Origin of the sequence: Legionella rubrilucens (assembly GCF_001468125.1) — a bacterium.
In the GTDB taxonomy this organism is placed as follows: Bacteria; Pseudomonadota; Gammaproteobacteria; order Legionellales; family Legionellaceae; genus Legionella_C; species Legionella_C rubrilucens.
Map to the genome: position 1 here is coordinate 172,363 of NZ_LNYT01000007.1, position 16,053 is coordinate 188,415.

Genomic DNA, 16,053 nt, shown 5'->3' on the forward strand with positions numbered 1-16,053 from the left:
TTTTATTTGATCTCTTAGGTCTTTTATGGCCAGGGCGCGCAAGGGGTGTTTATGCTGGTGAATCTTGTCAAAAAAAGTCTTCTCATTGAAATTCAAAAACAATTGTCATTGAAATGGCTGAATGGAAAGGACGATGAAATCACACAAAAGGCGCGAAACGAAGTTATTCGACGTGAAAAAGACCTGTTAAGTCGTGAGGCCAGTTCGGGGAACAGCCTGAAGCTGGCAGCAAAGGCTGATACAGGCGTCATTGAGAAGCATGGATACTTTATTTATCTCCGTTATTACAATGACTTCAGAGTAAGCGAGTACACGGTTAAGGAGGAAATAAAAAGCGATTATGAAAAAGAGTTTACCCGCTCAATCTGGGAGGATGGATTACACCAGCTTTTCACCGAGGCCATCGACGCGTTGCATCCTGAAGAGGCAGAAAAAAAACTTTTCAGACGGCACGCCTGGCTTAATACCCATGGAACCGATACAAGGACTATCCCTTATCAATTTTTATACAGCTACCTTGAGAAGCGTCTTTTAGACACCCTGGCATCCGGCAAGCTGTCCCGCTGGTTTTCGGCCGACGTGAGTCGCATTGAAAGCAAGGATTTCGAATGGTCGCCCTTTTCGGAGGAGTGGCTGGATAACTACGTTGAAAATTACCCCTATTCTGACGTGCGCTCCCTGTATGTCATCCATTTCAGAGACGAGTATCCCTCTCATTTTAATCTTAATAAATACCACAGCTTTGGCATGGAGCGGCTCAATACTCCGCCAAGTCGAATTGATGTCTTTCGACTTTTATATAACCTGCAGCCGTTGTCCATGCAGGCTATGCACGACAATGACCTTGCGATTACCCCCAACGCCCCTTTGCACCAGGATGAACTGGAGCTGTTAAAGCCCGCCCAATGGGCACTGCTGAATAACATTCTGGTCAATATCAATCACGAGAAGTCTCCAATCTGGGTTTTGATAAAGAAAACCAATAGCGGGTGGGTGGCTTACCTGCCTCCGCATTGCAAAGAGGCTCAAAAAAAATCACTGGCAGCCATTGCTGGCTTAAAAGGCCTCAGCTTTGAAGAGATAGACTATCAGCACAATCGCCTGCTCAATGATGTTGACAACATCGCTGAAATCACCCAATGGCATGCGGTGTTATTTGGACGAATTGTTCCCTGGAGCGTGCAGAACAGCCAGCAACCTTTAGCTGCTTTCAGGGATAAAGTCCCGTTGCCGTTATTGCATCAAAGCATGTTGGAACACTGCATGAACGGTGTTGGCGGAAACCAAAGCAACGTGACGGAGTCGTTGAAACGAGCGGCCAGAAATCGAAAACCCTTCAGTGAGTTATCCTGGCCTGAACTCAATCCGATGAACTCAAAAAAGACACCGGTTTATCTTCTCGGCCAGGAAAACGCCCTGGACACGATTGAAGCGGCTGCCATGCTGGATGGTTTTGATAAAGAGGAATTGCGCTTTTCAGAGGATCTGACTACCCTGACGGTTAAACCGGGTTCATTCTACCTGCCTCAAAGACGGCTAACTGAAGCTTTGAATGCGGTGTATCATTATGCCCCTTCCCGACTCATTATGCCGTCCATCAAATTAGATGAAACGAACCAAAACCTCTTTGATTTTGATTGCCATCTTCGCACGGTAAAGCCTGAGAACATCGACCCGTTAAATAAAGCCCATTTCAGTTTCCCCATGCACTGTGCAGCGCGTAATCGTTTTCTCGCCGAGGAGAAGCCGCGCGTCATGAAGGCTGAAGAAATGTCCATCCCTGCCCGTAAAAGGCTCTGGAAAGAGGCTGGGAACGCAATGGTAGCTTTCTTCCAACAGCACGGCGATGCCATGGATTTGGATTTTATCGATTCAGCCGTACAATTTAACAAAGGCTGGCTTCTGGGGCATTGTGATCATGATGGCCGTAAGGCGGCTTCTTCCATGCTTTGGTCTTTTGCCCAGATAGCTCAAATGGGCAAAGAAGGATTGAATGAATTATTTAACGTGCTCAAAGCCTATTCTGGTAATCAGGACGAGCTGTATCCTTCCCCCAACTTGTCCTGTACCTTCGATTTAAATGGCAGTCTCACCGATGAGCCGCACGAGTACATCGCTTATTTAGCTGAAAAGATTCAAAATTACCATCCCAACAGCGCGGGACATACCCCCCTGTTTAAACGTTTGTCGTTTATTTTGCCTGATAAGCTGGATAAAAGAACCGAACAGGCCTTGATCGGGTTAATTACGGTTTTGAATGAGCGTAAAAAACGCTTCCCGCAGGAATTGTCCGAGGTGAAACTTTACAACCTGCGCAATTTTTCAGATGCAAGCGCTTCATTGATTAATGAGTTGGCAGATAAGGCTCATTCCACCGATCTAAGAGTGCAATTGACTATCCCTGTCTGGGATCAGGAAGCTTACTCCCAACCTCGGCAACAAAAATTAAAAGCCAGCTACCGTGAGTTACAAAACACCATTTTGAATAATCAGCGCCGGGTACGGCATGCGAAACTTGAGCAAAATACCCAAAGTATTTACCTCAGTGCTGCCAACAAGCTGACTCCCGAACTGATTCTTAACAGGAAACTGGAACAGGAACACCAGCCTTTTGATGGCGACGACGTGATTTACCCGTTGACGGCGCAAACGCCTGGCATTCAGCAGCAGTTACAGCAGGAATTGGGACAGGAATTCAAACTGGCGCAAGAAGATAAACTGCAGCAGACAGTCGAGCAGGAGCAGGAACAAGAACAGCAGATCATGCAGTTTCACGGTGATGAAAGCCAATTAATTACCCGTGACAACATTGACGAAAAAGGCCGGGATTCATGGCATAATTTGACTGGCCAGATTAAGGACCGTTCAGGCTGGAAACGAGCTGACTTAAGCCAGTTGTTTTCTCTGTGGGTGGGGAGTCAAGTCGACGCGCCGCAGGTGATTGAAAAAATTCATCCCGACGCCATGAAAAAAATCATGGCTCACGCGCCGCAATTCCGCATGGGGATTGCCAAAGAGAATTTGCCGGCCGGATTTTTCCTGCAATACTCTAAAAATAAAGGGCTTATTCTCTGTTTTGACGAATTACGTGAAAGAAGAGAATTGAGGGCAGCACAACTTAAAAAACGCGAATCACGTAATCCGTTTACTGTGTCACTGTATACGCCAAGACCCGCCGAGGTATCTAAAGGCGATTACCGCCAGTTTACTCCGTTTAGTCAGGAGAAAACCGCAAAGCAAACGTTCTGGCAATACCTGGCCTCGGAAGATAATGACGCGGTTCGCCGTAACAATGCGGCGAAATTGGTCGATAACTCCAATTTAAAAGCCGCCACAGTGATACTGCAACATTTTGATATTACTGGCGAATTTTCAAAGCCTGAAGACTATGACCTTTGCCTGGCTTACCTTGGTCAGTGGGCGAACTCTTCCAAAGTGAAGTTGTCAAAAGCACTTAAAAAAGCTTTGTTTGACGCAAAAAGCGCAACGGTTTTAACAGAGAAAAATCTACGTGCATTCGGACAGGTTTTTGAACATTACGATGTTGTTAATGCCCATGCGAGCAACGGAAGCGAACATTTTCTCTTTATCGCTGATCAGATTCTTCAGAATTTTGGGGACGAGGGTTTCAGAATATGGAAAAAGCGTTTTCTGGATATGTCAGAAAACTGGTCTGAATACCTTGAACAATCTGAAGTGGACGCGATTGCCTTAAGCATCGCCACACTTAAAACGTTTCCCCGCCATCAGGCACTCTGGTGGAAACTGGTGGATGCCCATGGCCAGGCGGTCGGTCATCTGCGTTACGCCGATTTATGGTATGCCTTCCATAAAGTGCTGAAATACGTGGAAGAGAGAAACCTCGCTTTTGATGAACAAAGCCTTAGTCGCTTGCTTGAAACCACAGAAAATTTTAATGCCAATGTCTTTCTTGATCGCTTGTATAGCGTGTTAAGAGAGCAGCGCAAGCAATTTGACAGCGCTCATATCCAGCAACTGACGTTAACCCACCTTGATCAAATCGACTGGCGTCATAATGGTTTTTACTATGCCTCCCGCTATCAGCATTTTCCTTACTGGGATGATGGAATGGCCTTTAGCGAATTTTATTCAGCAAGGGAAGACAGGGAGAAAGGGTATCCGGTGGAGTGGGATCCCAAATTCCAACTGCAATACCCCACCCTGCAGGCCCTGCGTTTTGCCAGTAAAAAAATGCAGTTAAGCCAAAAGCAATTGTCGGTGCTGAAGGGACTTCTCGATGCGAAACTGACAGGGGAGTACGGCCCGGCAGTACGGCTTTTCATGGCCGGCCTTAGTGTGGGTGTGGATCATCTTGAGGCGATGGATGCGGTGAAGCTTAGAGCGATACTCACGGAGTTGCTGTCTACCCCTCCCGATTTGCTGGAATGGATGAACGAAGCAGTATCCCTTGATAAGGAATTGTTGCCTGGAACCTGGCGGATGCGTTATCAGGATATCCTGGTGTTTTCCTCCATAATTGGTCCTCTGCATCGCGATTTTAAAGGCAACCGTCTGGATTTGATTAATGCTTCGGGGCGTGCGTTGCATTGTCTGGCCCAATTTGACGGTCAAAAACCTCTCTTTAAACAATTGGTTGATGTTATTTGCACAGAAGGTCTCGATAAACCCCTTTGCCCGCTGTTCACGACCTATCCCTGGCTGGTTACTGAAAAGCTCAAATTGTCTTCCTGGCAGGATCCTGCACAAGGGGCTTACAAAATCGCCTCAGTGAAATCCAAAGAGGCGGTCAGGGAACTTGGACTGTTTGAAAAGCAGCTTCAGTCCATTGATTTCGATCAAAATACGTATTGGCCAGACCGGGATGAGTTGCAGCAATGCTTTGAGGCTATCGCCGAGTCGTTAAACCCGGCAGAAACGCGACTCAAGGTGGTGTCTTCCCTGTTGAAAAAGCAGTGCGCCATTACGTTCCAGGATGCTCCGTTCAGAGTATTGGAAGCCAAAGAAATCGAGGATGCCCTGGTCTACCTTGACAGCTATTTAAAACCCGGTTTTAAAAGTCAGAACCTGACATTGGCCAGGCGTTTCCTTCAGGATTATGCGGCAGTAAAAGCAGGGACTGAGGTAGAGAAACAAATAGAAAGTTTCCTTAAATTAATCATCCGGCTGGATAACAAAACCTACTTTAACGAGATAGGGCAGGTCTTGGGTACCTTAATTGCAAAACCGGGCAAGGAGAAGAAGCATTATTCTCTTCCACAACTCACTGGTTGGCTTGAGAGCCTGGTGGATGACACAGCCCTGGAGCACCACTATCCGGTTAATTTATTATCCGTCATTCTGGATGATGCACTGGCTAAGGACTTAAGTTTAATCAATAATGATTTCCATAAATTAAAGGTCGCAGACGAAACCAGAAGTATTCTGCAAAACCGCACCCGAGTCATGGTGCGTGAGCCTTTGCCCAATCAATATAAACCCGTTCTTGTGCGATTGCTTCTCGACAATGCTGATAAAAAATTCGTTGAGTATGCTCAGCAGACCCTGGGCGCGCTGCATAAAGCCAAAGCCAGCCACGAGTGGTTAACGGCAATAACGGGTTTTCTAAACCAATGCCAGAAATCCCATTTAATCGATTACCGTTCCGAATTATTCCAGAATGTTACGCATTCGGCTGACCAACTGGAGGGAGAACTCAAGGGTTTATGGCAGGAGACGCAGGTTAAACTGATTGATTTGGTTGTTCATAAAGGCATGAAGCCAGAAAGTGTTCGAACATTCTTCGGTGCCTACACACCCAAACAGATGTACGTCAAGCTCATACTGCTTCAGGCATTAAATGATTGGGACAAAGAGAAATCATTGGTCGCTGAGGTGAAAGACAAGCTGGATCATTTATCGGAACAGCAATTAAGTCAGCTTGCCCAGTATTACGGTTCTGATCCTCGTCCGTCTCTGGCCATGCTAGCAAAGCTTCTGGCGGAACCGCAATTCAATTCTGCTGAAAAACTCATCCACCGTTTTGAAACGGTCGAGCAGGGTTTGGACGACAAGGGGCAGTCTAAGCGCCATTACAGCCTCAGTGACGAGGACAGAAAGGGCTTAATGCGGGTTTTGGCTGGATTCAAGCGAAAAGGGCAAGCTTATTTTGAAGACGCGCAACAGAAAGAATTAATTAATCTGTTGTATTACACCAATAACTTCAGCCAGGTGGCTTCACTGCATGAGTTGAAGGCTAATCAATTAACCGATACCCTTTATCGGGCTTTAGCTCAGCTTCAAGGCGCCACTACGCCCATTGAAAAGCACCAGGCTTCTGCGCGGGTGCTGGCCTGCATGCGGGAAATTCTTCTTCGCAAGTCGGGCAAGTGGGCCAATCATACCCAGATGCTGTCCCTTTTGTACGCCGCCCTCTACAATGATGAGAGCCTGCTTCATCAGGTACGTACCGGTCAAGGTAAAAGCATCATTACCGTCATGCGGTCCGCCTACCTGGCGCTTAATGGTTATGTCGTTGATGTGTTCAGTTCAAAAGACAGTCTGTCAAAACGCGATCATGATGAATTTGCTCCCGTACTGGATGCCATGGGGATTCGACATGCTTACATCACCGAAAATTCGGATGCCGGGGTCTATCAAACCCGCTCTGGACCAGGCATAGGCGCTATCAATTACGCCACCATTGGCAATTTCAGCCTGTTCCAGTCAGGCCATATCTGGAAAGGCCAGCACGCCATCGATCTGAACCCCGAGCGCCGCGCGGCCTGGCTGGATGAGGCGGATTACATTTTACGATTCGAACAGACGCAATTTAACTATTCCGATAAGGCTGAAAGCGATCCCATTTACAACATGGATGAGTGGGTGTATCGCGCCACCTATGACTGGTATCTCGACAATCGGAAAAACTTTGATTCATTGGGAGAAAGCGGTATTGTCGCTGTTTCTCGTAAAAAACATTTGGAATCGTTGTGCAATTACATCAAGGAAAGAAAAGCAACCTGGAGTCCAAAACAATCCCATTTTTTTGAAACTTACCTGGTCCCCGCCCTGAGCAAAGACCCTGTGGCGTTAAACAAACGCGACAGACAGCTTAAGCAGTTACTAACCGCCGCGCACATTGCCGCCAATCTGAAGGAAGGGACTGAATTCTGCATAAGACCGGATAGCCGAACGGTAGCCGATGGGGTGGTGATTAACACCACAACGGCTAAAGTGGTTATCAGTAATCAAGTCCGACAAGGTTCTACCTACAGTGATCTGGTTCACCAGTTTTTACATATCCGCTTAAATAAAGAAGCCATTCGCCGCGGTGAAATGCCTGATTTCTTTGTTGAACCGGAAACAAAAATTGCTTTGTCACAAAATGCCCCTTATCTCCTGAAGAAATATTACAGCAAACTGGAAGGTTGTACCGGGACTGCGGGCAATAAAGCTGCGCTTCATTATTACCGTGAAGAATACGGTATTGAACACGTGACCAAATTGCCGACGCATGAGGAAATACGCACGACTTATGCGCCGATGATCTTCTGCTCCTCTGAGAATGAACAGGTCGAGACCATTGCTGGGCTTATGGTGGATTACAAAGATCAGCCCATCCTGCATGCCTGCCAGGATGACCCGGCGGTTAAACACTTAAGTAAAAACATTCACCGTTCGTTGGGAAAAAAGGGCCTTAATCTGAGTCAATTCCTGGTAGACACCAACGACAGCGGCAAACAGGAAAGCGACATCCTGCCCGGTGCCGGCTTAAACGGCGCGATAACCAACAGTTCCCGTCTTGGACGCGGGACGGACATTAAGCCGCAATCGGAAAAAGGGCTAGTGGTTATCCGAAGCTATCCTGCCGATCCCGATATTGAGAAGCAGGAGCGTGGACGTCAGGGCCGAAACGGTGCTAAGGGACTCTGTATTGATGTGATTGATTACTCGAAAATCCAGCGTGAATACGAAGCCTATCTTGATTCGCCTCATAGAAACCGTTTGGGTGTCCTAATCAAAGAACAGAAAGAGCATGTCGACAATCGATTAGAAAAGCATAAGCATAACGGCTCGACCAAATGGGATTGGCTTAAGCAAGCAGACTTACAGGAAAAATACATCATTACCCGCTCGGTTGTGCAGTTAAACCTCGAGCTTAAGCGGGAGCGGGAAAAATTCCTGCGTCGTAAAGAATACCTCATCGCCACCTTATCCGGTGAGGTGATGGATGTTATGCATGAGGCCATTCGAAATAAGGACAACGCGCTTCATGCACGTTTAATGAAGGCCTGGCTTGAGCATCGCAAACAGATTGAAGACGCCTGGAATAGCCGGCTGGCTGGTAAACAGGGGGATAATGAAGAAATCTATTCGGAATTTTTTAAACAGGCCGATGCTCTATGGCAAAAACTCTGCGTGTTTTGCCCGCAGTTAAATACCATGAGTCTGCTGCCCTTGGCTGGAAAGACAGCCGACATGGCGGAAGGCAGCCGTGGGGTACTTAAATACCTTGAAAAACAGTCAGGCTTATGGCAGAAAAAATTTGAAACGGGAACGCTTCGTCTGGAAGATAAGCCCAACTTGCTGAAGTTAAAGAAACAGTTGCAGCAGTTAGCTCTTGAATGGCATCCGGACAGGCTGTCAGGGTCGACTAAATCAGTAGAAGATAAAGCGATCGGCGAAGACATCATTCGTGTTCTTAACTCGCTGGCTGAGTTACGGTCGGAATGTGAGCGAACGCTGCAAAAACTTGAAGAAAAGGCCAGTCCAGAAAGCAGTCAGAGCGGGGTCAGCCGTGCTCCTGTCCCGGTTCTTGACGGTGTACAGGGCGCTTTGATTCCTTTTAAACCGGGCTACCGCCATGTTCCTAAAAAGCAAAAAAGTGACATGGCCAGCGTGGTAACCTTTTACCAGGCCTGGATACAACAGACCGAACACTATTATTTTCAATCCATTTTTTCCTCCGTTGCAAGAAACAACGTCACTCAGGCGGTGTATGGTCCACAACATGAACGAATGGACCGGTTCTATCAGGAATTAAACGCCTTAAGCACATCGGAGGCGAGTGAGGCAAGACGAATCTCGCTGTTCACCCAGTTAACGGCCTGTGTCAAGCAGCATAAAGCGGCTTTCAGTGTGTCCTGTGACGCTTGGTCCAATGTCATTAAACTGCTGAGGCAACAGCCTGATGATAAGCAGGATGCGTCGCTTTTTGATGCCCTAACAACCTTTTTCTCTCAAGACTTTATTAATAAGAGATATCCTGTCTATGTGGACGGTGACGACATTACAAATAACAGTGCCTTGCTGACACTGGTGATGAAAATTGCCGCCACCGCTTACGTGAGTGAGAATGAGGCTTCCAGGACGTTCATTCGCCACTTCTGTAAAGCGATCCGAAATGATTTCTGGAAGACCTTTACGGGGCTTCCTGAAATAGCCGATGTCTTTGCGTCCAAACCCAACGTGACTCGTTTGCTGAGCGTTCATACCAATCAGAATGATTTAGGGTATCTGCTTGATTTGATTAAGGCTAATCACGAGCGAGGACTCAGGGGTGAGGACGAGGCTGAAAAATCCAAAATCAGGATCAAAGCGCTTCTGTCGTATCTGGATGACAATGCCAACGCGCTGATGAAAAATCCGACGTTGTTAAGACCCCTTGTATCCATCCTGCTATCCGAGACGGATTACGGTTATTTGCCCAAAGCGGATGTTTTGAGCCACTTCAGCGAGAAATCGCAAGGCAGGTTATGGTACTTCCTGTCGCAGCGGCTCCCGCTTCGTGAAAAAGACTGTGAGGAATTCCTTGGGTATCTCGCTGGTTTTGAAGAAACGAAGGCTTTTAATAAAGAAATCCTTGAGCCGTTGGTCACTTTGCCTTCCTATCTGTCGCTTGAATACATCAACAAGCGGCTTAAGTTCAGACCGGGTCGTTATCAATCCGATGATTGTCAGGCCGTACTCAAGGAAATGCATGAGGCCGGGGAACAATTCCATGAATTCTTACGCAGACGAAACATCATTGAATCGTCTACTCTCTCAGCCACTCCACGTGATGCTGGAGCCTTTCTGCAATGGATGAATTGTTTTAACCAGATACCGGCTGCCAGAGCGAAGGATTTATTCAATGCCATTAAAGAATCCGATGTGCCTCTTAAGGAGCTCTTGCAGTTGGCAGGACGCTTTACCCAGGATGAGGGCATGTCATTGGTTCTGTTTAACTGTTATTTGACTATTCTTGGCAATCTCGAAAAAGTAAAAACCCATAAGGAAAAATTTGCTTTTCTGCAGAAGCAGTATGAGCATCAATTCTTTTCTCTCGACTTGAAACAAACCAAAGCGTTTGGTGAGTTTGCGGAATGCATGGTTGACGCCTCCAGCGAATTGACCACGGAAGAAATGACCGCTTTATGGGGACTTTGGCAAAAAAACCACGATCGTGCATTAATGGACGAGTCGCTAATACTGATGAATCAGCTTAAGCTTTTTGACCAGCATTACCCTGCAATGAAGTTAATGGAGGGTTACCTGCATTCCACAATGGATAAACAGGTCAATGAGTTCTACAGGGATTTTCTTGACGTGGTCAATGCCAATAAAAACAAAGGCCTCGATGCGGATGGAAAAAAAGACTTGCCTATTATGAAGGCCCTGACGAATGCCTATTTCAAAACCAAAACAATCCGCAACAAGAGTCAGCTCAGTGAAGCGCTGAACGTGGTTTGTGAAGCAAAACGTCTTAATCAGAATCAACAATGGCACTTTTATTTTGGCAGCATCGATTGTGAAAAGCGGCAGGAACGCCGGCAGATCATGCAGTATCTTCACCATGGCCTTTTGGACTTGGGCGAGAAGTTTTCAAAGCAGTGCCATAAAGAGTATGCCTATTTATCTCAACAGGTGGTGTCTCATGTTCCTGAGAAACTGGGGAATGACAAACAAGGTCGGGGGCAATTAACGGCATGCTTTAGTCAGTTAATTCATTTTACCCGAGAATTGGTTCAGGTCTCTAAAGCGCCATTCGCTTCAGGAGATAAGGCACTGCCTCCCCATCAGGCGGATGCCTTTATCCAACGGCAGAAAGCTTATTTTGCGAGTCAACAGGCCAAATATGCCGGTTTCTGGTGGACCAACACCATCCGCCAAAACCAGGCCCGTGACTTGTTTCTAAACTTAAACTCGGATGATGTTCATACCAAGGAAGCATTTTATGAGGAAAGCCTTAAAACAATCTGGAAAACACAGCGGGAGATTCTGAAGAGCGATAAGGGAACGAAGCATAACAAAAAAGGATACAGCCGCCTTTATGATATTACCGTACAAATGTTTTTGAAGGTTGCAGGGGATATGATCGCTGACACGGACGTGGCAATGGAATCGAAGATTTTCTTAAATGACATTCTGAATGAACAAACCCGTCGTCATGCAGAAATCCTCTTTGATCGGTTACCAGAAAACCATGCGCTGAAAAAGGCCATGGTGCCGTTGATTAACCGTAACGCAGGCGATCTGACCGCCTCCTGGGCGCCAGGTTCTATCGAGTTACTTAAGCTTAAGGGGTTATTGGAACGCCACGCAGCCAGCGTACCCAAGCCGCTAAAATATTTAACCGACAACCTGGAATGCTTAATCCAGCTACCCATGCCAGTAAAGGCTCAATCAGATTGGGCCGAGATGGGTAGGGGAGCGCTGTCACTGCAGCGGGGATGATTGAGCGTGTGTTCCATGGGTTGCACCAGGCAGGTTAAACCAGCCTGGTGCATGGGTATTTACACGTGGCGAGTGAATCAAAATCCACTTAGACCATCAGAGATGCCATGGTGGTCATTTTTTTGCCAGTGATTGTAAGTCAATAGTAAATAAATGGTTAATTTGAGAAAAGTAGAAACTCATTGTGTTATAATTTAACTCAATGATCATTATTTGCCGCCACTTGGTGGCCGGGACTTAAAATGTCTGCATCCAAAAACGCGATACGCCAGGCATTAGAGACATTAATTGCCACCCAATACACCTTGCCCCCCCAACAATTTGCTGAAGAAGAACTGGCTATCAAACAGACGGTAGAAAAACTGATTGTTGTCCTTAGTCAACCGGCCAAACAAAAATCGCTGCTCCCGGCCATCCCCATTGATTCAATTGAAAACATGACCAGACGCGGGCATCTGACCGTCGTGGTTCAGAAGCTGGATGATCATTTTCTCGTCGCTATTGAAGAGATACTCAAAAAGTCCGATTTTAAAATGGAATACGGCGGCGAGACGATTGTTCTGTCTGACTTGTACAACGGGTGTAAAAAAGCGCTCACTAAACAAGGAAAAGAGCCCAATTTTGAAGACGTATTGCTTAGGATGTATTCTGTCGAGAGCCCTTTCTATAAGAAGCTGAATGCCATTGTCTCTGGTTACAATAACCCGAAGTCGACGACAGACGACGAAAGGAAAATGGCTTTTTTACTGAATATGGCTATTCACAAGGCCGGGGTGATGAAACGGCAATTCGAGGTTCAGAAAACACCAGAGGTACTTTACCGTGGACAAAGCTTTGGGTTGCCGAATTTTATTAACAAATTCTTACGGGTGAAGGAATTGCAGGCCCGGGGGGAGTTGGCTTCTTTACCCCCCGCTCAACTGATTGACATTAATATTGCCGACATTGTCTCCAAAAAGAACGTCAGCATGTCGTCTCAATTAAACAGCGCGGTGGGTTTTGCGACCGATGAAGGGATCGTTTTGCATGTTCAAAATCCCGAACAGCTGGCTGATTTTTATGCGGTGGCCAATGTGTCAGCCCACCCTAACGAAGCGGAGTTTTTATCAAGAATGCCGGATGACATTGCCATGATCCCCATTGATATTGAGGTGGATTCTGTGCATAAAACCACCCATATTTACGTCATGTGCATTCATTCGCAAAGCACGCAGTTGAATCATTCCACGCGTCTTAATGACATTAAAAATGCGCTTAAAGACTACCTGGCTAAAGAACTGCACGAACCCTACGGTTTTTTTGCTTCCTATCTGTATTCAAGGGCCTATACCCAGCAGCAGAAAGTCCTGTTGGGCCAATTGATGGCGGCAATTGAAGACGTTGAAAGAAATCCGCTTCTTGATCTTGCAAAACAGAATGAATTTTTAGAAACGACGATTAAACTGCTTAAAAAACTGTATGAAACCAATCCAACTGATTATCAGAAAAAAGGGTTTGACGCCATCAATGCACTTCTCCAGGATTACAGCGCCGCCGTTGCCGATTTAAGCGTTGTTCATCAATTGACTGATGTGAAAGCCATTATTGCGAATGAGCAGAAGAAACTCGATAAAAATAGACAGGGTAAGCGGTTATGGCTTGCCGGTCTGACCAACGATGAAGACAAAAAACGGCTGGAGCCGTTAAACAAGGATCTGGACGTGTTGCTGCGGCCGGATATCAGTGCAGCTGACATGAGGCAGGCCGCCAATAATATACTGCATTTATTGAAAGCCAATCCCTCCATTGGCGCCCATTTCAAATTGCTGGAAGAGGGCATAAAAAGCATCCTTACCTCGCTGGACAAAATAGAGGAGCAGCAGCAGATTCTCATTAAAAACCCGTCCTTGCTCTTCAAAGATTGCCTGCGCTGCCTTGGTGTTGACTCGGTTCATGAGGGTAAGCAGGAACAAAGTGAAATTGATTTGCTCATCGGCAATACGATACAAAAGTTCTTTTGAGTGAATGAAGAATAGAGTTCAGGGAGGTTATCAATAACCCGAACCCGATTGAGTGAATGGTCGGAGTGACAGGAATTGAACCTGCGACCCCTGCCTCCCGAAGGCAGTGCTCTACCAGTCTGAGCTACACTCCGATTAATGTTGACGTTGAATGGCAAACAGCGCCAAATCCGTTAAAGCCTCTTTATAAATTGAATTAGGCAGAATATGCAGTGCACTCAGTGCCTGATCGATTTCCTGCGCGGCGTATTGCTGAGTGTATTCGATGGCCTTGGTGGCTTTAATGGCCTCTAGAATACCGTCGAGATTACTGAGGCTGCCCTCGCGCAGGCTCTTTTCGATGAGCTGCTTTTGTGCTGGCGTCCCTTGCTTTAAAGCGTGAATCAAAGGCATGGTGGCTTTGCCATCCGCCAAATCATCGCCAATGTTCTTGCCAATCGTGTTGGCGTCTGAACAGTAATCCAGGGCGTCATCAATGAGTTGAAAGGCATTGCCAAGATGAAGACCATAGGCATACAGACTTTTTTCAATGGTATCACCAGCACCGCTCAACAGCGCGCCAATGGCGGCGGCTGCCGCGAACAGCAGGGCGGTTTTGCCGCGAATCACATCGAGGTAATCCTCAATGGAAATGGCAGCATTGTGACGGTTAACCAATTGTTTGACCTCACCGCAGCTGATCTTGTGCGAGGTGTCGGCTAAAAGCCGGATAACCGGCCAACTGTTCACGCTCACCATGAGTTGCACGGATTGGGTAAACAGATAATCACCGACTAGAATACTGGCTTTACTGCCCCAGATTTCATTGGCTGTTTCCCGTCCGCGGCGAAGGGTCGATTCATCCACCACATCGTCATGCAACAGGGTTGCCGTATGGAAAAACTCAATCATGGCCGCCAGGGTAATGTGCTCCCGCCCCTGATAACCGCAGGCATGGCTTGCTAACAGTACCAGCAGAGGACGTAAACGTTTGCCGCCGCTTTGAACGATGTGCGTCGACAAATCATCGATTAACCCAATCTGGGATTGGATTTTATCAATAATCAGATCATTGACCGCATTAAAATCGTCATTAACCAGGGCTCGTAAACGGTTTACCGTCATTCTGTGTCCTCAAGCATGTGCTGCGAGAATGCTAAGGCGCGTCAGGATCATTGTCAAGGTAAATGGGACATTCACCGCTATAAAAAATCACAGAACGGGGAATAGACAGGAGTTAAGCGTCTTTACAGGCCGACTTTTTTATGGAATGGGTGATACGAAAAGCATTGCCGCCTGCTTTCTTTGCTTCATACATGGCCGAGTCGGCTCTGGCGACTAATTGATCCGAATTGTGGGAATCCATCGGGAAGGTTGCAAGACCAATGCTGATGGTGCATCGAACATCGTGGCCATTGATCTGAAAAGGGGTGCTGAACTCCTGTAAAATCCTCTGGGCAATCGTTTTGGGCGTTTTATCTTCCATGTGATGAATGACGATGGCGATGAATTCGTCACCACCCAGACGGGCAATAAAATCGTTTTCACGGAAACAAGCTTGCAGGCGTTTGGCGGTCAAAAGCAGCAGCGCATCGCCCGTCTCATGGCCGTTACGGTCATTGACTCCTTTAAACCCATCCAAATCCATGAAAAAAACCGTTAAATAGTGATGCGGCGGCATGGTTTCAATGTAATTTTGCAGCGTTGATTGAAAGTAGGACCGGTTGGGCAGGTTAGTCAGCGTGTCATAACGGGCAAGGTAATGGAATTTTTCCTTGTCAGCCTGCAGCATAAAGTTTTTTTCATAAAGGAGCTGTTCGTAGTAAGCATTTTCCTTAAGCATGTTGAATAACACGGTGATGACAATCAACAATGAAAAAAGATAATTAATTGAATTTAAAACAAAGACTTCGGTGGCTGGCACAATGTAAAGAGGCACAGGCTCGATAAAGAAAAAGAAGACCACCACTGCCAGCGTCAGGGTGGAATAAACCACCAGTCCCGACCAGCTTAGGGTAATGGCAGCCAGAATAGGGACAATATTAAGCCAGATGAGATAGGAGCTGCCCACGCCGCCGATGAGATAATTGGCTACCGCCGAAGCCACCAGCACATTGGCTGTCAAAATGTGTCCGCAAAGCAGAATATTCTGGGTGCGGTACAAAAGCCAAAGGTTAAGAATACCAATCACATCGATGATGCTGATTAAAATCACAATCATCCAGAGTTTGCAGACGGCGTAAACGTAAATGATCAGCGAACCCAGAATAATGAGTTCCATCTCAACCGTGCGGATAAGGCGGAATTGTCTGCGATGATTGATAAGTCCATCAACATCCTTCTTCAACCAGGTATGCAATAGATCGAATAACCCCATGCCTTTCCTTTTCACGTACGC

The 16,053-nt window shown here is 46.7% G+C and carries 4 protein-coding genes and 1 tRNA gene; 2 read left to right on the plus strand and 3 right to left on the minus strand.

What is annotated here, in order from left to right:
- Positions 1 to 51: 51 nt before the first annotated feature.
- On the plus strand, positions 52 to 11,676 hold the full coding sequence (locus tag Lrub_RS04450) for a hypothetical protein (RefSeq protein ID WP_058530990.1): 11,625 nt from the start codon (positions 52 to 54) through the stop codon (positions 11,674 to 11,676).
- 242 nt (positions 11,677 to 11,918) lie between these two features.
- Entirely contained in the window at positions 11,919 to 13,676 is a 1,758-nt protein-coding gene (locus Lrub_RS04455; protein WP_058530991.1) for a hypothetical protein, read from the plus strand.
- Between the two features lie 57 nt (positions 13,677 to 13,733).
- On the opposite strand, the gene Lrub_RS04460 is transcribed toward Lrub_RS04455, so the two are convergent.
- From Lrub_RS04460 to Lrub_RS15060, 3 genes are all read right to left on the minus strand, one after another.
- A tRNA-Pro gene (locus Lrub_RS04460) sits at positions 13,734 to 13,810 on the minus strand.
- Between the two features lies 1 nt (position 13,811).
- Entirely contained in the window at positions 13,812 to 14,780 is a 969-nt protein-coding gene (locus tag Lrub_RS04465) for a polyprenyl synthetase family protein (RefSeq protein ID WP_058530992.1), read from the minus strand.
- Between the two features lie 112 nt (positions 14,781 to 14,892).
- Entirely contained in the window at positions 14,893 to 16,047 is a 1,155-nt protein-coding gene (locus Lrub_RS15060; protein ID WP_237760751.1) for a GGDEF domain-containing protein, read from the minus strand.
- Positions 16,048 to 16,053: the final 6 nt, after the last annotated feature.

Excerpts from the sequence above, each read along its gene's own strand:
- Lrub_RS04450 (WP_058530990.1), top strand. The coding sequence starts at position 52 with ATGCTGGTGAATCTTGTCAAAAAAAGTCTTCTCATTGAAATTCAAAAA.
- Lrub_RS04465 (WP_058530992.1), bottom strand. The coding sequence starts at position 14,780 with ATGACGGTAAACCGTTTACGAGCCCTGGTTAATGACGATTTTAATGCG.
- Lrub_RS04455 (WP_058530991.1), top strand. The coding sequence starts at position 11,919 with ATGTCTGCATCCAAAAACGCGATACGCCAGGCATTAGAGACATTAATT.